22 protein-coding genes and 1 tRNA gene are annotated in these 24,364 nt (G+C 53.3%); 2 read left to right on the top strand and 21 right to left on the bottom strand.

Annotated elements, in window-relative coordinates:
• Positions 1 to 41: 41 nt before the first annotated feature.
• The 12 genes from yajC to thrS all read right to left on the bottom strand — a co-directional run bounded on the left by yajC (position 42) and on the right by thrS (position 11,079).
• Positions 42 to 473 carry a preprotein translocase subunit YajC gene (yajC, locus tag RDM26_RS00320; RefSeq protein WP_307737088.1) on the bottom strand — a complete coding sequence of 144 codons (432 nt, stop codon included), beginning with the start codon at positions 471 to 473 and terminating at the stop codon, positions 42 to 44.
• A gap of 47 nt (positions 474 to 520) precedes the next feature.
• Positions 521 to 1,645, bottom strand: coding sequence for a Holliday junction branch migration DNA helicase RuvB (gene ruvB, locus RDM26_RS00315; protein ID WP_307737087.1), 1,125 nt, complete (start codon positions 1,643 to 1,645; stop codon positions 521 to 523).
• A 9-nt stretch (positions 1,646 to 1,654) separates the two neighbouring features.
• Positions 1,655 to 2,254 carry a Holliday junction branch migration protein RuvA gene (gene ruvA / locus RDM26_RS00310; RefSeq protein WP_307737086.1) on the bottom strand — a complete coding sequence of 200 codons (600 nt, stop codon included), beginning with the start codon at positions 2,252 to 2,254 and terminating at the stop codon, positions 1,655 to 1,657.
• A 39-nt stretch (positions 2,255 to 2,293) separates the two neighbouring features.
• Complete coding sequence (locus RDM26_RS00305) at positions 2,294 to 2,932, bottom strand: crossover junction endodeoxyribonuclease RuvC (RefSeq protein WP_307737085.1); 639 nt, start codon at positions 2,930 to 2,932, stop codon at positions 2,294 to 2,296.
• A 9-nt stretch (positions 2,933 to 2,941) separates the two neighbouring features.
• On the bottom strand, positions 2,942 to 3,703 hold the full coding sequence (locus RDM26_RS00300) for a YebC/PmpR family DNA-binding transcriptional regulator (protein WP_307737084.1): 762 nt from the start codon (positions 3,701 to 3,703) through the stop codon (positions 2,942 to 2,944).
• Between the two features lie 88 nt (positions 3,704 to 3,791).
• Positions 3,792 to 4,379 (bottom strand): NUDIX domain-containing protein, encoded by a 588-nt coding sequence (locus RDM26_RS00295; protein WP_307737083.1) that lies wholly within the window; start codon positions 4,377 to 4,379, stop codon positions 3,792 to 3,794.
• 1 nt (position 4,380) lies between these two features.
• Complete coding sequence (locus RDM26_RS00290; RefSeq protein ID WP_307737082.1) at positions 4,381 to 5,721, bottom strand: PrsW family glutamic-type intramembrane protease; 1,341 nt, start codon at positions 5,719 to 5,721, stop codon at positions 4,381 to 4,383.
• Between the two features lie 89 nt (positions 5,722 to 5,810).
• Complete coding sequence (locus RDM26_RS00285) at positions 5,811 to 6,926, bottom strand: glycosyltransferase (RefSeq protein WP_307737081.1); 1,116 nt, start codon at positions 6,924 to 6,926, stop codon at positions 5,811 to 5,813.
• A complete protein-coding gene (locus tag RDM26_RS00280) occupies positions 6,923 to 7,873 on the bottom strand; it encodes a phosphatidylinositol mannoside acyltransferase (RefSeq protein WP_307737080.1) in 951 nt (316 codons plus the stop codon). The genes RDM26_RS00285 and RDM26_RS00280 overlap by 4 nt, the downstream gene beginning before the upstream one ends.
• Positions 7,874 to 8,488: a phosphatidylinositol phosphate synthase gene (pgsA, locus tag RDM26_RS00275; RefSeq protein WP_307737079.1), complete on the bottom strand. Its 615-nt coding sequence runs from the start codon at positions 8,486 to 8,488 to the stop codon at positions 7,874 to 7,876.
• Between the two features lie 14 nt (positions 8,489 to 8,502).
• Positions 8,503 to 9,066, bottom strand: a complete 564-nt coding sequence (locus RDM26_RS00270; protein WP_307737078.1) for an HIT domain-containing protein — start codon at positions 9,064 to 9,066, stop codon at positions 8,503 to 8,505.
• A gap of 3 nt (positions 9,067 to 9,069) precedes the next feature.
• Positions 9,070 to 11,079 (bottom strand): threonine--tRNA ligase, encoded by a 2,010-nt coding sequence (gene thrS, locus RDM26_RS00265; protein ID WP_307737077.1) that lies wholly within the window; start codon positions 11,077 to 11,079, stop codon positions 9,070 to 9,072.
• Positions 11,080 to 11,156: 77 nt separating this feature from the next.
• On the opposite strand from thrS, the gene gluQRS reads away from it, so the two are divergent.
• On the top strand, positions 11,157 to 12,110 hold the full coding sequence (gene gluQRS / locus RDM26_RS00260; protein WP_307737076.1) for a tRNA glutamyl-Q(34) synthetase GluQRS: 954 nt from the start codon (positions 11,157 to 11,159) through the stop codon (positions 12,108 to 12,110).
• A gap of 38 nt (positions 12,111 to 12,148) precedes the next feature.
• Here gluQRS and tgt read toward each other — a convergent pair whose 3' ends face one another.
• From tgt to RDM26_RS00220, 8 genes are all read right to left on the bottom strand, one after another.
• Entirely contained in the window at positions 12,149 to 13,393 is a 1,245-nt protein-coding gene (tgt, locus tag RDM26_RS00255; RefSeq protein ID WP_307737075.1) for a tRNA guanosine(34) transglycosylase Tgt, read from the bottom strand.
• On the bottom strand, positions 13,374 to 14,102 hold the full coding sequence (locus RDM26_RS00250) for a queuosine precursor transporter (RefSeq protein WP_307737074.1): 729 nt from the start codon (positions 14,100 to 14,102) through the stop codon (positions 13,374 to 13,376). Before RDM26_RS00250 ends, tgt begins: the two co-directional genes overlap by 20 nt.
• 358 nt (positions 14,103 to 14,460) lie before the next feature.
• Positions 14,461 to 15,123: a dephospho-CoA kinase gene (gene coaE / locus RDM26_RS00245; protein WP_307737073.1), complete on the bottom strand. Its 663-nt coding sequence runs from the start codon at positions 15,121 to 15,123 to the stop codon at positions 14,461 to 14,463.
• A gap of 110 nt (positions 15,124 to 15,233) precedes the next feature.
• Positions 15,234 to 16,799, bottom strand: coding sequence for a hypothetical protein (locus RDM26_RS00240; protein ID WP_307737072.1), 1,566 nt, complete (start codon positions 16,797 to 16,799; stop codon positions 15,234 to 15,236).
• Positions 16,800 to 16,828: 29 nt separating this feature from the next.
• Positions 16,829 to 17,320: a hypothetical protein gene (locus RDM26_RS00235; protein WP_307737071.1), complete on the bottom strand. Its 492-nt coding sequence runs from the start codon at positions 17,318 to 17,320 to the stop codon at positions 16,829 to 16,831.
• Between the two features lie 176 nt (positions 17,321 to 17,496).
• The gene (rpsA, locus tag RDM26_RS00230) at positions 17,497 to 18,954 is read right to left on the bottom strand and encodes a 30S ribosomal protein S1 (protein ID WP_022865380.1); all 1,458 of its coding nucleotides are present in this window, start codon (positions 18,952 to 18,954) and stop codon (positions 17,497 to 17,499) included.
• 224 nt (positions 18,955 to 19,178) lie between these two features.
• Positions 19,179 to 21,842 carry a DNA polymerase I gene (polA, locus tag RDM26_RS00225; protein ID WP_307737070.1) on the bottom strand — a complete coding sequence of 888 codons (2,664 nt, stop codon included), beginning with the start codon at positions 21,840 to 21,842 and terminating at the stop codon, positions 19,179 to 19,181.
• 78 nt (positions 21,843 to 21,920) lie between these two features.
• Positions 21,921 to 22,529 carry an ANTAR domain-containing response regulator gene (locus RDM26_RS00220; protein ID WP_238128102.1) on the bottom strand — a complete coding sequence of 203 codons (609 nt, stop codon included), beginning with the start codon at positions 22,527 to 22,529 and terminating at the stop codon, positions 21,921 to 21,923.
• 49 nt (positions 22,530 to 22,578) lie between these two features.
• On the opposite strand from RDM26_RS00220, the gene RDM26_RS00215 reads away from it, so the two are divergent.
• A tRNA-Leu gene (locus RDM26_RS00215) sits at positions 22,579 to 22,664 on the top strand.
• Positions 22,665 to 22,899: 235 nt separating this feature from the next.
• Here the strand turns inward: RDM26_RS00215 and der are convergent.
• Positions 22,900 to 24,339 (bottom strand): ribosome biogenesis GTPase Der, encoded by a 1,440-nt coding sequence (der, locus tag RDM26_RS00210; RefSeq protein ID WP_307737069.1) that lies wholly within the window; start codon positions 24,337 to 24,339, stop codon positions 22,900 to 22,902.
• Positions 24,340 to 24,364 lie beyond the last annotated feature (25 nt).

Genomic DNA, 24,364 nt, shown 5'->3' with positions numbered 1-24,364 from the left:
TGTTGTTCTTTCCGTTATCTACGGGGATTATTCTTCGCTATTTAGTTATTTTCGCTTGATTCGCTATCAGAGGACGCAGCCTCGTCTTTTCCCTCGTCAACTAGGGTTTCTTCTGTCGGGGAATCTGCCGCCGGATCCTTAGCATTTTCGTTGTTATCTGCTTTATCTGCGCCGGCGTCCTCGGAGTTGGTATCCGCGGCATCGGGAGCGAACGGGGGGTTTCCTACGCTGACAATCGCCCGGGATGTCCACAGAGTTTCGGTTCCATCCGAGGTCTCGAGCACGATTACGTCCCCATCGGTCTCTACATAGCGTCCATAAAAACCTGAGGTGGTCATCACCCAGGCGCCGGGCACCATATCGTTAGCTAGTTTGTCGCGCTGCTCTGCTTGTTTCTTCTTGGCATTGCGTGAAGAAAAAATCATCATCAATAAGAATGCGCCGATAACGGCTAGAAGTACTCCACTTCCCATTGTTAACCTTCCAGTCTAAAAATCTTTAACCTTAATGATTCTAAGCGTTAAAGGACGTCAGTTTCATCTTTCGTTGCCGGTTTTGGGCGGTTTTGTGACCAGTTGCCCCCTGATTCACTTCCCGGCAAGTCAAAAAGTGAGGCTTCCGCCCCGCGGTTTGGAGCAGTGATCCCCAGGTGAGTGAATGCATTATCGGTAGCTACTCTCCCGCGAGGAGTCCGCGCAATGAAGCCTTCCCGAACCAGGTAAGGCTCCGAAACAGTTTCTACGGTTTCGGGTTCCTCCCCCACGGAAACCGCCAAAGTGGTCAGGCCCACCGGTCCGCCGGCAAAGCGTTTGCATAGCGCCTCTAAGACCGAACGATCCAAACGATCTAAACCGGCCGGGTCTACCTCAAACAGGTCGAGGGCGGCTTTAGCGGCTTCCAAAGAGAGGGTGCCGTCTCCATGTACCTGGGCATAGTCGATTACTCGGCGGAGCAAACGGTTAGCAATTCGGGGGGTTCCTCGCGAACGCGCCGCCATTTCTGAGGCTGCCTGCGGATCAAGTTCCGCCTCCATCAGCCGCGCCGATCGGGTCAAAACTTGTTCTAATTCGGCGGTGCTGTAATAGTCCAAATGGGCAGTAAAACCAAACCGATCCCGCAAAGGTGCAGGTAGCAATCCAGAACGAGTAGTAGCGCCCACTACCGTAAATGGGGGCAGGGTCAAGGGAATCGAGGTCGCACCCGGGCCTTTACCCACCACCACATCGACGCGAAAATCTTCCATCGCCAGGTAGAGCATTTCTTCGGCAGTGCGCGCCAAGCGGTGGATCTCGTCGATAAACAGCACGTCTCCCTCTTGCAGAGCGGAAAGAATCGCAGCTAAATCGCCCGCGTGTTGAATCGCCGGCCCGGAGGTGAGCCGCAGGGAAGTTCCGGTTTCGTGGGCAATAATCATCGCCAGGGTAGTTTTTCCTAAACCAGGCGGCCCGGCTAAAAGTACATGGTCAGGGGTAGCTCCCCGCCCGATTGCCGCTTTGAGCACCAAATCCAATTGGCGGCGGATTTTTTCTTGCCCTACGAAAGAGTCCAGATCTTTGGGGCGCAGCGCTGCCTCGGCGGCTCGCTCGACCTCATCTGCTCCCGGACCTACCGGAGAACTGATCGCCCACTCGTTTGTTTCTTCCACCTTGCTCCCCTATGCGTGATGCTTACCCAGCAATTGTAAGGCTGCACGTAAAAGCTCTGGGACTTGCGCTTGCGGATTAGCTTCGGCCGCCTCTTTAACCGCCTTTTGTGCCAGTGGGGTTCGCCAGCCTAGCTGTTCGAGGGCATGGCAAACTTCTTCGCGTTCGGCGCTGCCAATACCGCCGGTAGAGCCAGCCTCTTCGGCGGCCGGTTCACCCAATTTATCCCCAATTTCTACCAGGATTCTTTGCGCAGATTTCTTACCTACCCCCGGAATCTGGGTGAGCGCCGCCAGGTCACCGCGAGAAACTGCTGCCCGCAATTCATCGGGACGAAATACCGCGAGAGCCGCTAATGCCAGTTTCGGGCCGATCCCAGAAACCGTGATTAGAGTAGAGAAAATATCGCGTTCGTCGCTTCCCGCGAAGCCAAAAAGTAGCCAGGCATCTTCCCTTACCACCAAGTGGGTTAAGATTTTGGTCTCTTGGCCTGCAGCCAAGGTAGACAAAGTGGCGGGGGTGGCAAAGAAACTATAGCCCACACCGGACACGTCAATAGTGGCTTTATCTAGCCTTACTTCCTCAATGGTTCCTGATAAATGCGTAATCATATAGAATCTCCGCTAGCTGGCTACGTAATAAACGCTATCCTACTTGCTCTTATTTCGCCTAAGCCGCGGATCAACCGCCCCGGTACGTCGGCTTGCTGCCTGCGCCTGTGCCCAAAACTTTTGGGCGGGGGTAAGAGCTCCGCGAGCAGAAATCTTGCCCGATAAGGAAACGTTAACGGTACCATCCCGGCTCGCTCCCTGCAAACCGTCTTGACGCCAACCATGACAAATCGCGATCGCTAAAGCATCGGCAGCGTCGGCCGGCCGTACCACTTTTTCCATTCGCAAAATCCGTTGCACCATATGCTGTACTTGAGCTTTATCAGCTACCCCCGAGCCGGTAACTGCGGCTTTGACCTCCGAGGGCGTGTGGATAGCTAGCGGTAGTTTGTGGGCGGCAGCTTCGCTCATAGCTATCCCCATCACCCACATGGTGGAGGTAACTGATTGCACATTGTCTTGCGCAAATACCCGCTCAATCGACATGACTTCCGGATGATGCTCTTCGATAGCTGCCGCAATCCGGCGGCGAATCCTATCTAGACGGAAATGGGAAGCCATATTTTGCGGAGACCGGGCGACCTCGACATGCACCAGCTGGGCGCGCCGCTGCGAATCCATATCAATGATCCCGATCCCGCAGCGAGTAAGACCGGGGTCAATCCCGATAATCCGCAAAGATGCTGCCTACTCTTCTTCCTCGTATTGGGCTTGTACCTCAGGGCTTACCGAGAGATTAGTGAATACGTCCTGTACGTCATCACTATCTTCCAGGGCATCGATCAGCCGCATTACTTGGCGATATTTCGCCAGATCCAGCTCTGCTTGCGTGATAGCTTTCCACTGGGTTTCTGCCGAGTCGTAGTCAATACCCGCTTCTTGCAGACCCTTACGCACCTCAACCAGATTTGTGGGATCACAAACGATCGTAAAGGTTTCCGTGCCTTCCTCGACCTCTTCGGCGCCTGCATCTAGAACCGCCATCAAAATGGTGTCCTCATCAACGCCCTCGGCTTTGGCGACTTCGATAGCGCCAATCCGGTTAAATAGGTAGGAAACTGAGCCAGGATCTGCCAAGTTACCGCCGTTTTTACTAAAGGCAGTACGCACATCGGCGGCAGCGCGGTTCTTATTGTCGGTCAGACACTCTACCAACATTGCTACCCCGCCAGGGCCATAACCTTCATAAGAGATGGTTTGCCAGTCTGCCCCACCTGCTTCTGCACCAGAACCACGGTTAACTGCCCGTTTGATGTTATCGGCCGGTACCGAGTTCTTTTTCGCCTTTTGGATCGCATCAAATAGGGTGGGGTTTCCCGCCGGATCCCCGCCGCCAGTACGGGCTGCTACCTCGATATTCTTAATCAACCGGGCAAATAGTTTGCCCCGTTTAGCGTCGATTGCCGCTTTCTTATGTTTGGTGGTAGCCCACTTTGAGTGACCCGACATTCGCTCTCCTTAATCCCGCTCGCGCAATTAGTTTTCGAAATACCAAGCCTGATTTTAGCGCTTTTGCACCCTAACCGTCTAAATAGGCTTAATCATAGACGGTCTCTAGGCGGCCATCCCACCCGCTTAGCCACTGCTTCGCCAAGTCTGGCAGGCAATTTGGGTAAATAGTTTCTCGTTGTGCCAAGTGTGGCAGCTCGTCCAGTCGAATCCAACGAACTGCCTCTAAAAGCTGTTTTTCCGAGGACGTCCAATCAGCAGTGACAATCTGGGGACCCTCCTCCTTTAAACGCACTAAGAAAAAATGTTCTGCCTGGATAGCCCAGAGTTTGCGAAATTTTAATAGGGATTCGCGGTAAAGCACCGGTCCTTGTAGTTGCTCAGGCCTCAGCTCTAACCCGGTTTCCTCTTTGAGTTCTCGCAGGGCAGCCTGTGCGCGGGTCTCTCCGTCCTCAATCCCACCTCCGGGGGTGAACCACCAGCGATGGGTAGGGTCAGAAAAATCATGGCCACTGATTAAAAGGAGGCGCTCTAACGAATCAATGACCACTATCCTGGCAGCATGGCGACCCGGGTAGCCATCGGCATCGACCATCCAGTCTGAGCCAAGAGGATTTCTTCCGTTAGGCGGAAAAGGATTCGGGATGGGACGCGGCAGATGAAAACCGGAGTTCACTCTAGGAACGCCCCATCCGGTATGCCCCGACCGCGGTACAGGCAGCAGCAAAATGTCTACGCGACGCCAGTAGCTTCTTCACGGTTTCCTCATTCTCTTTTTTGATTCCCTCAGACAGGCCGCGGTGAGAACTGGCGACATAGTTCAAAGCCAAGACCGTAGCCGCCTGCTGGAATTCTGACAATGCGCGGCGAGCAGCAGGCGAGATAGTACGCGCTGACCTGCGAGCCCGGCGCCTGCCAGACAGGGAACAGAGCATTTGCGCTTCCCGAACATCGATCCAACCAGCGCCAATGTATGCCTGGAGACCATTTTCGATGGCATTGCGTTGGCGTACCGACACCACCAGGTTAATTATTAGCCAGGTGATGAACATAGGCCCCCAAAAAAACACATAGGAAACCACGAAAAGCAGCGCCGAATAGGTGGCTAATCCGTTCCAGGCAGCGTGCAGGCAGATAGCAGAAACCAGGCCAGAAGCAGGGAGAATGAAACGCATTTTTGGCGAGGCGATCCGGGTAAGCGCCATTCCCACTGCCAGACCAAAAATCGAAGTGTAAACGGTGTGACCAAAAGGTCCCAGCATTGCCCGCATAAAGAAAACTACCGGGAGTTGTTCGTAAAACCGCGCAAAGTAAAGCACATTTTCGGTGAAAGCAAAGCCAGCGGCGAGGATTCCGGCAATCACTACCCCATCTAGCGGACTTTTCACTGAGCGGCGCCGAGCCAACATGATGATTACTACCCCGAGACCTTTTAAAGACTCTTCAACTATGGGAGCCACAATGGTGGCCAGCAGTCCAAAAGATTGAAAAGGAGTTGGACCAACATCTACTGACTGCAGGGCTTTCCCGGAAATAGTGTTAAGCCCCAACGCACATACGGAGGCGATCCCAGCCCCCCAAAAAAAGGCAATTACTAGTAACCACCAGGGTTTTGGCGCCCAGCGATCTAGCCACACCATCACAATGACTACCACCGCCATCGGCAGCAAGGCGGCAAATACTGCCCCGATAGTGGTGGTTATTGATTCTTCGGAAGAAATAAAAAGTGCCAAATAGGTAAGTCCGCCCCCAGCAGCCAGCAAACACAGCAATTCTAGCCAGGGGAACGAGCGCAGGCGCGAACGTCTGTTCGCTTTTTCCGCTCCGGGATCGACCAGTAGGGGTTGAGCAGATACCCGCTGGGAGACAGCAGGATGAGGAATCAGAGGATCCGCAGGCAAACTAAGAGCATCAAAACTGTAACTGGCAACTAACTGTTCGGTTACCGGAGGATAGTTGGTGCCCATTTCCGCCGTAACCGGGGAATCTGGCAGATATTCGGGATTCGATTGGCTCACCTGTTCCTCCTTTCTGGAGCTACCCCTAGTCTAAACTGGGAGATTAGTTTTTCTTTTCTTAGCACTGACAAAACTCACTAGTGGCACGCTCACGGTCTTTTTTTATCTTCCCGGCAGCGTTCATAGACTGCTAGGACTTGGTCAGTTACGATTGACCAGTCATAACGTTGCGCCCCTTGGTGACCGCAATTAGCTAGCCGGGAGGCTGCTTGCCTATTCTCACACACTGCAAGTAACTTTTCAGCCAGCGAATTTGCGTCCTCGGAAGTAAAAATTTCACCAAGTCTGCCCTTTTGAAGTACCGCAGAAAAAGCGGGAATCGAGGAAGCAACGACCAGGCAATTAGCTGCCATCGCTTCTACCAGTACAATCCCGAAGGATTCTCCCCCGGTTTGCGGCGCAATATAGGCGGTAGCGGATTTAAAAAGCGACTTTTTTTCTTCCTCACTAAGTGCACCCAAAAACTCTACGCTTTTCCCAAAAGGCTCGAGGGCAGCGCGTGCTTTACTAGCCGTGCCCGGGCCGGCAATTAAAAAGCGAGCAGCAGGGTATTTTTCCAGCACCTTAGGAATTGCTTCCACCAGGATAGACAGGCCTTTTCGGGGTTCATCTAGGCGCCCTAAGAAACAAAACACTGGCGATTTTTCGCTTTGCTGCCACTTTGGGCTGGGAGTTGCCCCAGCGAACGCCGGGAAGTCAACCCCATTGGGAATCACCGTGGCATCCCCATCTTGATAGCGTTGCAAAGTGCGCCTTGCTTCCTCTGACACCGCGATTTGCGCACTGAGCTTCTCTTTTACCGATTGCACCACCGGTTTGCCCAGGGTGTAGAGCAGTGATTTTTCCAGGGCAGCATGGAAGGTACCCACTACCGGGCAACGCGCATGTTGCAGAGCAATTAGAGATACTGAGGGCGTGGCTGGTTCATGCACATGCAAAATATCGAAATCACTGGTGGTAACCCATTGGCGAGTGCGGGCTGCCACTCGCGGCCCAAAGGCTAGACGAGCTACGGATCCGTTATAGGGAATCGCGAAAGTTTTTCCGGCATTTATGAATCCGTCCTCGCTATAATCAGTTTCTACCGGGGCAAATACCGAAACTTCATGTCCGCGTTTGCGTAGCTCTTTAGCCTGGTCGCGCACATGAAACTGTACTCCCCCCGGCACGTCATAAGCATAGGGACAAACGATTCCTATTTTCATAGCTGTGTCTCCTGCTTTGCACGTTCACGAGCTCGCGCTAAGCGCTCCGGATCAAGATCAGGTACAAACAATTTTTGTAGCATGAACCAAGATTCGGGGGATTCCCTAATCATTTCCCCAACCCGGCTCGCCCAATCCCTAGTCATATTTTCTACTCTATCTGGCTTTATTGGCCCGGAAATGTTTATCACTATTCCCCAGCGAGAACGGGCTGCTCCTAAGCGTGCGCGCCCTAACTTTTCCAAAGCGATATGTCCGCAGTAAAGCGGGGCGTTAATCTTTGTGGCGAGAGCCGCTGGCCCCGCGGCGACCAAAGCTTTGGTTTTCCCGATAGTAACTTCTATCCCGCGACCAGTAATATCGCGGTCAGCTAGCAGCGGAATCAGATAGTTTTGTTCACAGGCGGCCGCCACTAGTTTTGAGAAAGGCTTTTCGCCCTTTTTCACCGCAATAATCCGCATATTAGCCTGGCGGCGTACTCGGGTAAAAGCCTGGAACAGAGCTTCCGGTTTTACTTTTTCGGCTACCGTAAGTATCGGGATTACTTCTTTACTTGCAAAGTAACCCGCTAAATCCCAGTTTCCGGAGTGGGTAAGCGCTAAGCAAACATTGCCCCGTGCGCAATCTTCCAGTAATGATTCCCGATCCCCGCCGATGCGCACGCGAGCCAGCAGCTGGGGGTTAGAAAAGCCCCCCAGTAAAGCGGTTTCAGAAAAAAGCCGCATATATCCTTTTAAACCCTGGCGCACAGTTTCTTCGATTTTGTTGTCGGCGATTCCCAAGTGCACCAAGTTTTTCCGATATTGCTGAGCGCCAGAAGTATTAATCCGGTAGAGCACTTCCCCGATCAAATCCCCGATCCCCTGGGCCAGAGGCAGCGGCACCTGCGACAGCAGTTTTAAGCCTGAGCGCGCAAGTTGCTCGCTCGAAAAAATACCAGTTTTCACTTACTTAAGGTGCTTTCTGACATAAAAAACTCTTTGACCCACAGTTATGAAACTAGCGATAGCCACCCAGGAAAGAGCAACCGGAAAACAAACCAAGGGAGCCCCCAGATCAGTGATACCTGCCCCCACCAGGGCGACTACCAGGCGATCGGTGCGCTCCCCGATCCCCACTTTGGCAACTACCCCTAGGGATTCGCCGCGAGCCCGCACATAGGGAACCGCCCCCGCTCCCACCAGGGCGCAAATACCGGCGATTATGGTGCCGGTACGGATTCCTCCCGGTGTCATTCCGCTAATCGCCCAATAAAGCAGGGAACCAAAAATAGCGCCGTCAGCTAGGCGATCTAACGAGGAATCAAGGAACGCCCCAAATTCACTGGTTTGGTTGGTGAGACGCGCGAGTACCCCATCTAGGGAATCCGCGAAAGCGGTTATCCCAATCAAGATTCCCCCTAGTGCTAAATACCCCCGTGCCAGCAGGCCTATTGCGAGCGCCATATTGATTACGGTACCGGCAACAGTCACCATATTGGGGGTTACCCCCGCTTTGGCTAAGAGCTTTGCGGGGGAAGTAAAAATAGCGCGGGCGAGACCTCTTCCATGGTTTCCAAGCATTAACTACCCCTTGTCTACTCCTGCCAGCCACTGGCTAGTTGCTCGCGTGCCTGTCCTAAAAGCTGCGGCACTGCCTTAGTGCGAGCAATCAGAGGGAAGAAATTAGCGTCTCCTGCCCAGCGAGGAACAATATGTTGGTGCAGGTGTCCAGCGATTCCCGCTCCGGCAACTTCCCCTTGATTCATCCCCAGGTTGAATCCGGCCGGATTCGCTACCTTTTTCAAAGTTCTAATCGCCCTCGCAGTTACTTCCCCAAATTCGGCGCGCTCGTCCTGGTCAAGCTCGATATATTCCGAGATATGCCGGTAGGGACAGATCAACATATGTCCCGAGTTATAGGGGAAAAGATTCATGAGGGCGAAAACTTTTTCGCCTCGGTACACGATGAGGGCGTCCTCGTCACTGCGATGAGGGGCGGCGCAAAACGGGCAGTCTTCACTCTTCTTAGTCTGCGGGCGTTCTTCACCCGAAATATATACCTGACGGTGGGGAGTCCACAGGCGTTGGAAAGCATCGGGAACTGCCCCGAAAGCGCGCGAATCTTCTGTTGGTAGCGAATTCGAATCCGGCGACGTCATCTGCTATTTCCGTTCTGCGATCGCAGAAACAATCTTGGCGATAGCCTGCTCGATCGGCACCCCGTTTTCTTGACTGCCATCCCGGTAACGGAAAGAAACCGCCCCCGCCTCAGCGTCCTCTCCCCCGGCAATCAGGGTAAAGGGGATTTTATCCTTAGAGGCGTTACGGATTTTCTTACCAAAACGATCATCGGAGGTATCAACCTCTACCCGGACTCCTTGCTTGCGCAGCTGGTCAGCAACCTCGAATAGGTAGTCATTGAAGGCTTCGGCTACTGGAACGCAGCGTACCTGTACCGGGGAGAGCCAAGCCGGGAAAGCGCCTGCATAGTGTTCTAGCAGTACCCCGAAGAAACGTTCAATGGAGCCAAACAGGGCGCGGTGAATCATAACGGGACGCTGGCGGGAGCCATCGGCAGCCGTGTAAGTAAGGTCGAAACGTTCCGGCAGGTTAAAGTCCAATTGGATAGTTGACATTTGCCAGGTACGCCCGATCGCGTCCTTAGCTTGTACCGAGATTTTTGGCCCATAGAAAGCGGCTCCACCCGGATCGGGCACCAGTTTCAGGCCAGATGCAGTCGCTACCTCTTCCAGAGTGCGGGTAGCTTCTTCCCAAGTATCATCGTCGCCTACGAACTTAGCGGGATTCTTGGTGGACAGTTCTAGATAGAAATCCTCTAGTCCGAAATCTTTCAACAGATCAAGAACGAACGTCAGCAGACTGGCGAGCTCGTCACGCATCTGCTCGCGAGTGCAGTAAATATGGGAATCATCTTGCGTGAATCCGCGCGCGCGGGTTAGTCCATGCACCACCCCGGATTTTTCGTAGCGGTACACGGTACCGAATTCGAAAAGACGCAACGGTAACTCGCGGTAAGAACGCCCCTTAGAAGCGAAAATCAGGTTATGCATGGGGCAGTTCATGGGTTTGAGGTAGTAGTCTTGCCCCTGTTTGGTGATATTCCCTGCCTGGTCTCGCTCTTCATCCAAGTGCATCGGCGGATACATGCCATCGGCGTACCAATCTAGGTGACCAGAGGTTTTGAACAGGTCAGCCTTGGTGATGTGGGGACTGTAGACAAAGGAATATCCGGATTCGATATGCCGCTTGCGGGAGTATTCTTCCATTTCATTGCGGATAATCGCGCCTTTGGGGTGGAATACCGGCAGGCCGGAACCAATCTCGTCCGGGAAGGAGAACAGGTCAAGTTCGCGTCCCAGTTTGCGGTGGTCGCGCCGCTCGGCTTCCTCCAGACGGGTTTTATAGGTGACGAGATCTTCTTTACTAGCCCAGGCGGTGCCGTAAATGCGCTGCAGGTGATCATTATTTTGATCGCCTTTCCAATAGGCAGCGGAGGATTTCATCAGCGCGAAGCCGTTACCGATATAGCGGGTATTGGGCACATGCGGGCCGCGGCACAGATCTTTCCAGGCGCACTGGCCGGAACGGTCAACATTGTCATAAATAGTTAGCACCCCGGCTCCTACTTCTACACTGGCTCCTTCTGCCTGGTCAGTGCCGTGACCTTTGGATTCAATCAGTTCCAGCTTGTAGGGTTGATCGGCTAGTTCCGCTCTGGCTTCCTCGTCGCTCACTTCCCGCCGCACAAAACGCTGCCCACTTTTAACGATTTTCTTCATCCGTTTTTCCAGGTCTTTTAGCAGCTCAGGCGTTACCGGATCGATATTGCCAAAATCGTAGTAAAAACCATCGGTGATATAAGGGCCGACTCCCAGGTTGGCATCAGGGTAAATCTGTTGCACCGCTTGGGCGAGGACGTGGGTGGCGGAGTGGCGAATAATCTCTAATCCGGCTTCGCTGGCGGCGGTTATGGGGTCTACTTTTGCGCCCTCGGGCAAGGTGCGCGCCAGATCCCAGGGGTGCCCATTTACGTTCATAGCCACGATAGTGCGGTCTTTGCCCCACAGATCTAGGCCGGTGCAAGTGGCAGCTACCTCTTGGTTTTCTCCTGCAATCTGGACGTTAATCAGTCCTGCTGCCTGTGCTGCCACGTTCGATCCTCCTAGTTACGGATAAGTAATTACCTGGCTATTCTACCTATGAGCCCATTGCGATTAAAATGTAGGGGTTGCTACTAACCCTACTAGCGGAGGGCAGTTTCACGCTCGTTGGTCGTTATGCGCCTAGCCCGACTGGCGCTTTGCATTTAGGGAATCTGCGTACCGCCCTGATCGGGTGGGCGCTGGCTCGGCAAAGCGGTGGGCGTTTTGTGCTGCGTTTTGAGGATTTAGATGCCCGATCCCGGGAGCCTTTCCGTAGCCTGCAACTGGCAGATTTAGCGACTCTCGGGATTGATTGGGACGGGGATCCTTTGGTGCAATCTAAGTGCCACTGCCGTTATGAGGAGGCGTTTGCGCAGCTTGAAGCCGCGGGACTGGTTTATGAATGTTATTGTTCGCGTCGAGAGTTATCTCAGATAGCTTCTGCCCCGCATACTCCTCCCGGAGCGTACCCCGGGTATTGTCGCGACCTCACCCCCACCGAGCGGGCGAAAAAACGGGAAGAACTGGCGGGAAAAGGACGCGGCCCGGCTTTTCGCCTGCGTACTAACCAGCAATCTTTGACTTTTACTGACGCAGTTTATGGGCAGCAAACCGGGACAGTAGATGATTTCGTGTTGCGCCGCTCGGATGGAGTGTTTTCTTATAACTTTGTTTGCGTGGTTGATGACGCCTTTCAAGAGGTAACCCAGGTGTGCCGCGGGAGGGACTTGCTCTCCTCAGTTGCCCGGCAAAACTACCTGCACCAGCTATTGGGGTCTACCCCGCCCACTTGGGTGCATGTCCCCTTGGTGCTGAATGACAACGGCCAGCGCCTGGCGAAACGCGATGGAGCCGTCACTTTGGAACAGCTGCGAGAATGCGAGATAGAAACCGCGCAGGTGATCTCGATGTTCGCGACTTCCCTAGGGTTTCCTCCCGCAAATACGGCTAAGGAGTTCCTATCCCGCTTTGACTTGGAGAACATGAGTCGCGAGGATTGGCGATTCCCCCCGCCTGTCCCGCTGAGTGCGCAACCTTAGCTACGCAAAATAGAACACAGTTATTACCCTGCCTACTATTATCCCCAGTGTGAACGCAGCGGCTGCCCCCCATAAAAATCGCCGAGGACGCGCTGTTTATAGGCGGGATACTCGCCCTCAATAATGGATTGTCTAATCCCGCGTACCAACTGGACGGTGAAGTATTCGTTGTGGATGGTGGCCAGGGTAAAACCCAACATTTCTTTGGCTTTAAACAGGTGATGTAGGTACGCAATGGAATAATTCTGGCAGGTGTAACAGTTACAGCCCGCCACTGGAGCCTGAAAATCGCGTTTAAATTCAGAGCGGGTGAGGTTAAAACGCCCATAGCGTCCGTAAAGACCGCCGTTGCGTCCTATTCGGGAGGGGTTTACACAGTCAAAAGTGTCCGCCCCGGCCTCTACCCCGGCAAAAATATCGTCCGGTTCGCTCAGTCCTAACAGGTGACGCGGTTTTTCTTCTGGAAGCTCTTCGCAAACCCAATCCACGATAGTAGCCAAGTTTTCTTTTTCGAACGCGCCCCCAATTCCAAAACCATCGAAGCTACGCCCTGCCACCTCCATCACAGATAAATCGCGGGAGGCTTTACGCCGCAAATCTTCATATTGCGCCCCTTGGATAACCCCATACAGCATTTGATAGGGCTTATCGGCGCGCTCAACGGTGAGACGCTCATGTTCTGCCAGGCAACGCTCCGCCCAGCGCCGGGTACGCTCTAGGGATTTCACCTGATACTCGCGAGAATTCAGTAAAGTAGTGAGCTCATCGAAGGCCATCATAATATCGGCGCCCAGATGGTGCTGGATCTGCATCGACACTTCGGGAGTAAACCGATGCCGAGAACCATCTAGATGGGAACGGAAAGTTACCCCTCCCTCATCTACATGCGCGTGGCGCTCTTTTTTCGCTGCCACCGTATGATCGGCGCGTCCCGACCCGGTGAACTCGCCAGAAAGCACTTTCTTGTAGCCTGACCCTAGCGAGAGCACCTGGAATCCGCCCGAGTCGGTAAAAGTAGGCCCATTCCAGTTCATAAAGCGAGCGAGCCCGCCTGCCTGGTCAATAACTTCTGACCCCGGCTGCAAATAGAGATGGTAGGCGTTAGCCAAAATCGCGGCCGCCCCAAGCTCCTTCATGCTCTCTGGCAACACCGTTTTCACCGTTGCTTTGGTACCCACCGGGGTAAAGGCCGGGGTGGGAATATCGCCGTGCGGGGTATGAATGATGCCGGCTCGTCCCCGCCTGCCGGGCAGCTTCGCTACTTTAGTGAATGTCAAGGCCATACCTTTCGTGTTTCTTTACCCGGGCAATCACTAGGTAAGTAAAGGGTAGACAAAGGATTTCTACCGCGCATTTATACAGGTATCCGCCGAGGAAAATATAGATCAGCAGTTGGGGCAAACTCATGATTCCCCCAAAAGCGATAGCACAAAAAACAATGGAATCTACTAGTTCGCCGGCCAGGGTAGAGGTCACTAGACGAACCCAAAGATTGTTCTCACCCCAGCGCTCTTTGATTTTCACCAGCACATAGGCATTAAGCCAGTTTCCCAGCACGTAACCGGCCATCGAGGCGATCACGATGCGGGGTACAAACCCGAGCACGCTCTGGAAGGCAGCGTTATTTTGATAAGAGGCTTCCGGCGGCAGCATTCCCACTACCCAAAAAGTCACAGAGGCCATTACGGAAATCACGAAGCCCATTAAGATAGCCCGTTTAGCCGCCTTTAGCCCCCAGACTTCACTAATCACGTCGCCTAAAACATAAGTTAAGGGAAATAAAATAGCTCCCCCGTCAAAAACAATCGGCCCGATCTGAATCGCTTTAGTGGCACAAATATTGGCGATTAGTAGAAAGGTCACAAAGAAAATAACGCAAACATCAAAAAGGCCGCGCGGGGTGCGGGCAAAGATCGCGGCATTTGCACCTGTGGAAGCATTTTTTTCGAGGTCGCGCGGTTGCGGAGATAGAGATCTTTCAGATTTCGCCATAGTTGTCACCTGCCTAATCTAGCAGTCTCCCCGGGGTACTCGTCCAGTTAGGCCCAGACTGCCGCGTTAGGTTCTCGTTTTATACTGCCTGGAGATAACTGGGGCCTGCTGTGTCAATAACAAGCCACGCGGGCAAGGCTTTTCCTATGCGGTTATTAGCTTCATTAGTTCGAATTTGTCGCCTGAATGTCTAGGAGGCGCGGGCAGAGGTTTTATCCGAGTAGGCTAGGTGGGCGTAAAACTCGAAAAAAAGCCCGTGGCTTTTTCGAGTTTTTGGGCAGGAGGAAAAACCTCTGCCCGCGCGGAGATCGAGAACTAACGGTATGAAAACTCGATTTCGCGCGTGAGCAGCTGGCAATCAGTTTTCTCCATTGGCCAGGCGCCGCAGCTCCGGCCATAACTCCGAGGCGATGATACGCCGCAAATCTTCGCGGGTAGTATCATTTACCAGCTCAAAGTTGGCAATGGCGCGGCGTTGTTCTTCACTGGCTTGGGCGGCAATCCGGGCGTCTACTTGTGCCGGCTCCATACCGGAGCGTTGAAGCAGTCGCTGATAACGCTGTTTGAGGGGCGCACTCACTGCCACGATCACGTCAAAAGCGCGCGCGTTCAGGTTTTCGGCCAGCAACGGAATATCGTAAATACCAATGTCCCCCGGGGTGAGGGAGGCAAAGAAACGATCAGAAAGGAACGCAATATAGGGGTGAGTTATGGATTCTAGGAGGCGGCGGGCATCGGGATTATTAAACACGATCGCGGCGAGGGCGCGGCGATCAACACCGGTTTCCCATTCGGGATGATCAAAAGCACGGGCAATATCGGGCGCTAAATCGACCAATGCCTGTCCCGCCAGTTCATCGGCGCTGCAAGTCTTAGCCCCTAGCGCTTTTAAGGTTTTTACCGCAGTAGATTTACCGGAACCGATACCTCCAGTTACTGCCACGGAGAGGGCGTTCGTGGGCGAAGCCGCCGCCCAGCGGGCTCCTCGATCCGGGTTACGGTAAATCAATAGTTCACTCACGATGCCAGCCTACCTAGCGATTACCTTTCCGCCCAAGTGGAAATTACCTGTCCGTAACCAGGCAATAGCTATCGAAAGATACTAGAGCCTAGTTCGAAGTGGTAACTAGTTTACTTTGACCAGCCGAGCACATAATTATCGTGTAACTGGTCAACGGCATACCACAAGACATTTCCTTGGGAATCTTTCCATACTGGGAACCAGTAATTAACGTTCTTAAACTTTTTGGGAGAAACTGCTAGGGAAGCATCAGCTCCGCGGAAGGGCAATAAATCCGGAACGTCGTTCACATCTTCGTCTTCCTCCATGATTTCAATGCAACCCTCAGGCGGTACTACTGCGGTAGCACTTCCGTTCACTATCCTCACCAAGTTGTCCTTAACTACCCGATATTCTGCTTCTTCACTGCGAGAAACTTGGGTCAACTGCTCCATGCCTTTACCTTCAACGACAACATCATTCCAGCTAGCCTGGCTATAAAGATACTTAACTTTTAACCCCAGGCCTTCCACAGCGGATAGATCTGCTGCGAATGGGATTTCTGAATCGTATCCCGCACCGCAATAGGGACCAATAGTCGGAGAAATTAGTGGAGAATCCATCAACTTTGGTTTTTGACTTTCTGGATCCCAAATCCACACCAGTATCTGGTGAACTCGCCCTTGGAAGGTAAGTTCTCCCTCATCTCTTTCGGGTATTTCTCCTCCGGCAGTTTGTAGGTAGAGAACCTGCGCAAAGTCTAAATAGCCATCACCATTGCTATCGGCATAGACCTTATCATTTTTTCTGATCCCCAGGGCTAGTCCTGTATCTCGCTCCGGTGCCTCCCTCCACCTACCATCGCTCAGGGGAAGATCGTTATATTTGGCAGTACCGATGGTGATGATACTTAGGGTTATATTTTGGAAATCTACTTTCTTAATCGCATCCCAGCCGGCCGGTTTTTCACTACCAGCAGCTGGTGCCCCGGGTACATCAAATCTTTGGTAACTGACTTTGCCCTGCTTATCGGTTAGGCGAGTTGCCCAAATGGATTTACTATTGGCTGCTATAGCGGGTTGTCCCGGCAGACTAGTTTCCCAGATAGTCTTTCCTGCCTGCATATAACTAACCGTTTTGGCGCCTTTAGCAGCCGGCTCAGCGCAGACCATTACCTGAGTGTCTTGGTAGATTACCTCCCCCGCGCACTCACCAGTTTTCGCGCCAGCAGCCGAGGCCGGGTTCTCCTTCTCTCCCAGGGCACCTTTGCAAACTATCTGTCCCCCGAATGCCTCATAGGGTTGCGCCAGGCCGTTATCGCAGGCTGGCAAACTAAACGGTTCTCCTTTCGCTTTCCCATCCCCAGATAGTGGCTGGGCACTAGCTCCTTCGCTGGTATTAAAAATTAGCCAGATCTCGAGGCTCTCTTTAACCATCAGTGCCGGACTGGATTCAGCAGCTATATAGGGAGTAAAAGAGTCACTTTTTATCTGTTTGTGTACTTCAATCACCGTGGAAACAGTGGGTGGTTTTTCCTTGGCTGCTCCCGCACCCAGTTTGCCGCTGCTATCGGAGAGAACAAACACGTAGACAGTCAGCGCCAAATCTACCAGTACCAAGGTAACCAGCACCGCCAGTAGACGCAGCACCAAGTTGCCTTTATTACCGGCGCTACTGGAAGCTGGGGAAGCTAACATCGTTATCTACCTACCTTATAACCCGATATTCACCACAGCCCTATAGGGCTGCTAGCAAGCAGTTGACCCGCGTGCCCGATTGCCGAAACCGGCAGTGAAGACACAGCAGGCAACGCCAAAATCTCCGGTTTTAGCAGTACCAGCAGCAAGAACCCTAGATAGGCAGTCGCGATAACTATCCCGATAATTAACAACGCGACTGGCACTCTCTTAGAGGACGAATTGCTGCGTTCTGGCAAGTGGACGTTAACAGAGCCCGCCGGATTAGGGGCATACCCCGCTACCTGTGCCTGATACCCCACAGGAAATACTGCCGGAAGTGACGCCGGCGTGCCTCCCGGCTGCAGGTAGGGCTGCCCGCCGCCCTGATAGGGCTGGGTGGGAGGATAGGGAGCAGGTGCTGGCGGCTGCCCGGCAGGCAGAATCTGACCGGGAGGCCCATAGGGGTTAGACGACTGCGTATTTGGTGACAAGGAGCCACTATTCTTGCCCTCATCATCGCTGCCCAGCATCTGCTTCATAGCTTCACGCTACCAGGCATTAGCCCCAGGAAAGCGCCAGATAGAAAAATCAATGCGAATATCCGCATTTCACGGCTCTGCCTTTAGAAATAAAAAAGGTGGGCAGAAGCATTTCTGCTTCTGCCCACCCTGAAAGTTAAGCGTCACAGTTCCTAAGGAGAACTGCGATTAACTGTTTATTCGCCAGTTAGCTTCTCGCGGAGAGCAGCTAGGGCTTCATCGGAAGCCAGAGTGCCAGCCGAGTCTTCACTCTCGGTGGAGTAGCTAGCGTTCTCGGCGGGATCCGGACGAGTAGCGGCGGCTTCAGTGTCGGCTTCCAGAGCCTTAGCCACCTGCTCCTTGTGTGCCTTCCACCGGGCTTCAGCCTGGGCGTATTCTTCTTCCCAAGCTTCCCGCTGTGCCTCGTAACCTTCCATCCATTCATTAGTTTCCGGATCGAAGCCTTCGGGGTACTTGTAGTTGCCCTCTTCATCGTATTCGGCGGTCATGCCATACAGCGAAGGATCAAACTCAGTAGTGTTCGGGTCAACACCCTCGTTCGCCTGCTTGAGCGACAACGAAATCCGGCGACGATCCAAATCAATGTCGATAACCTTAACGAATACTTCTTCGCCAACTTTAACGACCTGCTCCGGTACCTCTACGTGACGCTGCGCCAGTTCAGAGATATGCACCAAGCCTTCGATTCCGTCCTCGACCCGTACAAACGCGCCGAAGGGAACCAGTTTAGTTACCTTGCCCGGTACCACTTGACCGATAGCGTGGGTACGAGCAAAAGTCTGCCAAGGATCTTCCTGGGTGGCCTTCAGGGACAGCGAAACCCGTTCGCGATCCATATCCACATCCAGTACCTCGACCGAAACTTCCTGGCCAACTTCCACCACTTCGGAGGGGTGATCGATATGCTTCCAGGACAGTTCGGATACGTGCACCAGGCCGTCTACTCCGCCCAGATCCACGAAGGCACCAAAGTTGACGATGGAGGAAACCACACCGGAACGGATCTGACCCTTTTGTAAGGTATCCAAGAACTGGGTGCGTACCTCCGCCTGAGTTTGCTCCAACCAGGCACGACGGGAAAGCACCACGTTATTGCGGTTCTCATCCAGTTCAATAATCTTAGCTTCGAGCTCCCGACCAATATAGGGAGCGAGGTCACGTACCCGACGCATCTCAACCAGAGATGCCGGCAAGAAACCACGCAGACCGATATCCAAAATCAGACCGCCCTTGACCACCTCGATCACGGTACCGGTGACCACGCCATCGGCTTCCTTGACCTTCTGGACGTCGCCCCAGGCACGCTCGTATTGGGCACGCTTCTTCGAAAGCAGTAAGCGCCCCTCCTTATCTTCCTTCTGCAATACCAGGGCTTCGATTTCGTCGCCCACCTGGACAACGTCTTCGGGACTCACATCATGTTTGATGGATAGCTCGCGGGAGAGGATAACGCCCTCGGTTTTATAACCAATATCGAGGAGGACTTCATCGCGGTCGACCCGCACGACAGTACCGGTAACGATGTCGCCATCGCCAAAGTACTTAATAGTTTTATCGATTGCAGCAAGTAGTTCTTCTTGTGAACCGATATCGTTTACGGCAACTTGATCCAGCTGCTCAGTAGAGGTGGTCATAGAGATAATTTCTCCAAAACGGACTTAATAGACAATATGGACAATTTGGTTCCTCATAAGAGAAACCTTGTTGAGCCTATCAGCAAAAACCCGTCCAGCTCCAGCCGAAAGACCGCTTACGGAGGCTATTTTGGCAAATTGTAGGCGATAACACAGTGTCACTAGGACGAGGGCAAGGCGAAAGCTCGCAGGTTTTGTTCACCGCTGTCTCAAAAAAGATCGAGCTAATGGGCGGCGCTCCGCCAGTTTTTACCCACCCCAATCCCGACTACCAGGGGTACTGACAGCTCCGCAGCATGACACATCGCTTCTTCCACGAGGGCGCGCAGCTGGGTCTCCTCCCCTGGCGCTACTTCCAGGATTAATTCGTCGTGAATCTGCAGTAGCACCCGCGAGGTGAGTTTTTGGGCTTTTAGTTCCTGATCTACCCGGATCATGGCCTGCTTCATCAAATCTGCAGCCGTTCCCTGGATAGGAGCGTTGAGGGCAGCCCGCTCCGCCATGCGCCGCAAAGTGTGATTGGAGCTTCTAAGATCGGGGAGTTGCCGGCGCCGTCCCTGCATAGTTTCGGTATAGCCGTGTTTGCGTGCCTCCTCCACGATTTGCCGCAAATAGCTGCGTACTTTTCCAAAACGGGCGAAGTAACGCTCCATCAGTTTCTCTGCTTCCTTGTGGCCAATTCGCAGCTGATTGGCCAGACCATATGCCGACAAGCCGTAAGCCAAACCATAGGAAGTGGCTTTTACCTTCGAACGCATCTGGTCATCGACTTGCTCGGACGGAATCCCAAAAATCATAGCGGCCATAGTGCGGTGTAAATCTTCACCGGTTTTAATGGCGGCGATCAGATCTTGATCCCCCGACATATGCGCCATTACCCGCATCTCAATCTGGGAATAATCCACGCTCATCAAGTTTTCAAATCCGGATCCGCAAACGAAGGCTTCCCGGATACGTTGCCCGGTTTCCGAACGTACCGGGATATTTTGCAAATTCGGATCGGCAGAGGAAAGCCGGCCGGTAGCAGTAACAGTTTGCTTAAAGGTGGTGTGGATCCGGCCGTCAGCATGAACTGCCTTTTGCAGTCCTTCCACGGTCTGCAAAAGTTTTATCGAGTCCCGGTGCGCCAGCAAATACTGCAAGAACGGATGCTGGGTTTTAGTAAACAGCCACTCCAGAGCATCCGCATTCGTGGTGTATCCGGTGCGAGTTTTTTTCGTTTTCGGCATCCCCAGCTGGTCAAATAAAACTTCTTGTAACTGTTTGGGGCTAGATAGATTCAGTTCCGGCCGATCTACTTCGCTTCTAGCCGCCTGCTTAGCGTCCTCGGTTTGCCGTCTTAAATCATTCTCGAGATCCCCTAAAACCTGGTCTGAGACTGCGATCCCGGTATCTTCCATCTGGGCAAGAATCTTAGCGACCGGCCGTTCCATCTCTAGCCATAAATGTTCGGCGCCTCCAGTAGCTAACCGCTCTTGCTCTGCGCTGGCAATCTCGGGCAAAGCCGCCGCAATCTGCGCCGTCTTAGTGTTAGAAACACCCGAAAAATCCAATGCGGTCTGTCCGCTAGCTTCTTTTTCTTCCACCACCAAAGCTCGTCCTAAGAGCTTGCCACTTAAAACCTCAATATCATAGGAGCGGGCGGAAGGATCCAACAGATACCCACCAATTTCGCTGTCCCAGCTAGGCAAACCGAGCGCGATTCCTGCCCCCTTGAGGGCGTGCCAGGCGCTCTTCCAGTTATGGAAAACACTGCCTTGAGGATTTTGCAGCCACTGGCGCAGCGCCGCTACGGTTTCTACGTCTCCTTCAATCAGGCTAATACTGGCAGCTTCATTTTTATTAGCCAAAGTAACCTGGGTGGCCTCTCCGCTACCGGGCGTGCTAAGTCCTTCAACTACCGCCCCTACCTGTCCGCTAAGGTCAGCTATCCAGGCGGCAACTTTGTCTGGGGCAATAAGTTTAACTTCGGGGCGTTTTTCTGCCGGCTTTGCTCCGAGAGCGAATGCGGGAATACTAGCTAAAGCCTGACGAGTGCCCTCCCCAATCTCCAATTTGTCGAGCAGTTTTTCTAGCTTTGCCGCATCAGCTTTCCCAAAGGTGAGTTCTGAAACCTCAACCCCTAAATCCAGGTCGGTCAGCAGCGCATTCAGTTTCCGGTTGCGTTTAACATCCTCGAGGTGAGCGCGCAGGTCTTCCCCGCGTTTTCCCCCAATATCGGCGGCGTGGGCGATTACTCCCGCTAAACCGTCATATTTATTAATCCAGGAGGCAGCGGTTTTCTCCCCTACTCCCGGAACTCCTGGCAGGTTATCGGCTTTTTCTCCCACCAAGGCGGCAATCTCGGGATAGCGGTGTGGCGGCACCCCATATTTTTCTTCAATTGCCCTGGGGGTCATCCGTTTGAGGTCGGTGATTGAGCGAGAAGGATAGAGCACTGTAACCTGCTCGTTTGATAGCTGGAAGGTGTCGCGATCCCCGCTAGCGACCAGTACCCGGATCCCGGCGGTGCTGCCGCGGCTCGCTAAGGTAGCCAAAATATCGTCGGCCTCGATATTTTCTTGTTCTAAAGTGGTTACCCCCAGGTGAGCGAGCGCCTCTTTGATAAGTTCAACTTGTCCAGCAAACTCGGGCGGAGTAGGTTTACGTCCGGCTTTGTATTCAGGGTATTGATCGGTGCGGAAAGAATGGCGAGAAACATCGAACGCGACTGCCAAATAGTCGGGTTGTTCATCCTGCAGCATTTTTACTAGCATCCGCAAGAACCCGAACACCGCGTTAGTGTATTGCCCCTCTTGGGTACGGAAATTTGCGGGATCGAGGGCGTAAAACGCGCGAAAAGCTGCGGAATGCCCGTCAACTACTAGCAGGGTTTTCTTGTCGGCCATGTTTTCCTCCTATTAGCTATCCTAGAGGAAAGGCCTTATCCCTACAGCAACCGACTATAGTTGCTGTTCAAACCGGTTTTACCCGATCTGTTCTACCACTGCTTCTGCGACTTCTCGCATAGTGAGGCGCCGATTCATGGAGGTGGTCTGGATCCAACGGAAGGCATCCGGCTCGCTCATTTCCATGTTTTCCATCAGTAGCCCTTTAGCCCGATCCACTACTTTGCGAGTCTCGAAACGATCCTGTAAGTCGGCTACTTCACCTTCCAAAGATTGAATCTCTGCATGCCGGGAAAGCGCGATTTCGATCGCGGGTAAGAGTTCAGCGGGAGTGAAAGGTTTAACCACATAGGCCATGGCACCAGCATCTCGCGCCCGTTCCACCAACTCTTTTTGCGAAAATGCGGTGAGCATCACTACTGCGCAAGAGATTTCTTTCATAATCTTTTCCGCAGCCGTAATTCCGTCCATTTTAGGCATCTTCACATCCATTACGCACAGGTCAGGATGATTTTCCAAGGCTGCCTGATAGGCGGCCTCTCCATCTCCGGCTTCGGCTACTACTTCGTAGCCGGCATCAGTGAGAGTTTCCACAATATCCAGGCGGATCAGGGTTTCATCCTCAGCTACCAGCACTTTAGGTGAGACAGTCTGATTATTTTTAGTATTAGATTTCGAAGTTGCCACGTGTCTATATTAGACTGAAACCCGTCGCGCTTTACAGCGTTACGAAAAAGCCTCGATGGCGGAATTGGTAGACGCAGCGGATTCAAAATCCGCCGTCCTTCACCGGACATGTGGGTTCGAGTCCCACTCGAGGTACTGATCAGGGCTTAAACCCAAGGTATCAGCGTTTTGACCGCGCGTTATTTACTCTGTTGCATTCCCGATTAACCCGGGATCATTGAGTATTCTGCGCTCGATCCGCCCTAAAAATACCCGTTATGAAAATCCTCACTAAGACACAATCAACCCGGATAATAACTATTTTTCTAGGCAGACATCGGCGCGGAAGCACACTTGCCCCTACTGCCTGGTGCCAGCCGAGCGGGCGGGGTTAGTTACGCTTGCGGCGTTCGCGCACTCGCACCGAGATCTGGATAGGGCTACCGACAAAACCGTACTCTTCGCGTAGCCGATTCTCGATAAAACGCCGATATGCCGGATCTAAGAACCCGGTAGTAAAGAACACGAATCGGGGCGGAGCCGCAGAAACCTGAGTAGCGAACATGATCCGCGGTTGTTTCCCTCCTCTAACCGGGTGGGGATGTTCGGCAACTAAACGTCCCAGGAAAGTATTTAGTTCACTGGTAGAAATCCGGGTATTCCAACCGGCAAGTGCCTGCGCTAAAGCTCCCTGGATCCGGTTAGTATGCCAGGCGGTTTTCGCAGAAAGATTAATCCGCGGCGCCCAATCCACGTGAGACAGCTGCAATTCCCATTCACGTTCCAAGTCGTGACGGCGTTTCTCGTCTAGTAAGTCCCACTTATTATTTACCAGTACCAGCGCCCGCCCCGCAGAGATAACTTCCTCAATTATCCTGATATCGGCGCTAGCCAAGGACTGGGAAGCATCTAACAGCACCATGGCTACCTCGGCTTCTTCGATCGCGCTTTGGGTACGCAAAGAAGCATAAAAGTCGGCGCCCCGGCTCTTGAGCATTCGCCGGCGAATCCCAGCGGTATCCACGAAAATCCAAGGAACCCCAGCGATCTCAATTACTTCATCTACCGGATCACGGGTAGTGCCTGCCAGTTCGTTGACCACCACTCGCTGCGAACCGGCGAGGGCGTTCAGCAGCGAGGATTTACCCACATTAGGCCGCCCAATCAAGGCGACTCTGCCAGGACTGCCTTCAGGAAGCGCCCGCGAGTACTGGGATTGTTCCGGCAGCATCGCAATTGCTTTATCCAACAGGTCACCACTGCCTCTCCCATGCAGGGCAGACAGCGGGAAGGGTTCACCTAATCCCAGTGACCACAGGGCAGCGGCATCGGCCTCTACCCGTTCAGAATCAACCTTATTGGCTACTAGAATCACTGGTCTATTGCAGCGCTGCAAAATCCGAGCAATCTGCATATCGGTTTCGGTGGCGCCCACTTGGGCATCAGTCACAAATAGCACCGCATCGGCAAGCTGGATGGAGGCTTCGGCTTGCGCGGCCACCATCTGATCCAAACCTTTGACGCCCAATTCCCAACCGCCCGTGTCTAGCAATTGGAAATCTTTGCCTGCCCACTGTGCCTGGTAACGTACCCGGTCACGGGTTACTCCCGGCTGGTCTTGTACTACCGCAGCGCGCCGCCCCAAAATTCGGTTAACCAAGGTGGATTTACCTACGTTTGGGCGCCCGATAACCGCTAGTACCGGTAGTGCGCGAGCATCCGGCATTTGCGAGGCCGCAGCTTCGCCCGCAAGCAGCTCCAGGTCGTCTTCTTGTAGCTCAATTTCATTGAGCAGATTAGCAGAATCCGCAGGGTTTAGGTCTTCACTCACGCATTTCAGTTTAGGCGAGTGCAGG

Origin of the sequence: uncultured Varibaculum sp., assembly GCF_902489465.1 — a bacterium.
Classification (GTDB): Bacteria; Actinomycetota; Actinomycetes; order Actinomycetales; family Actinomycetaceae; genus Varibaculum.
This window is presented reverse-complemented; position numbering and strand designations above follow the sequence as displayed.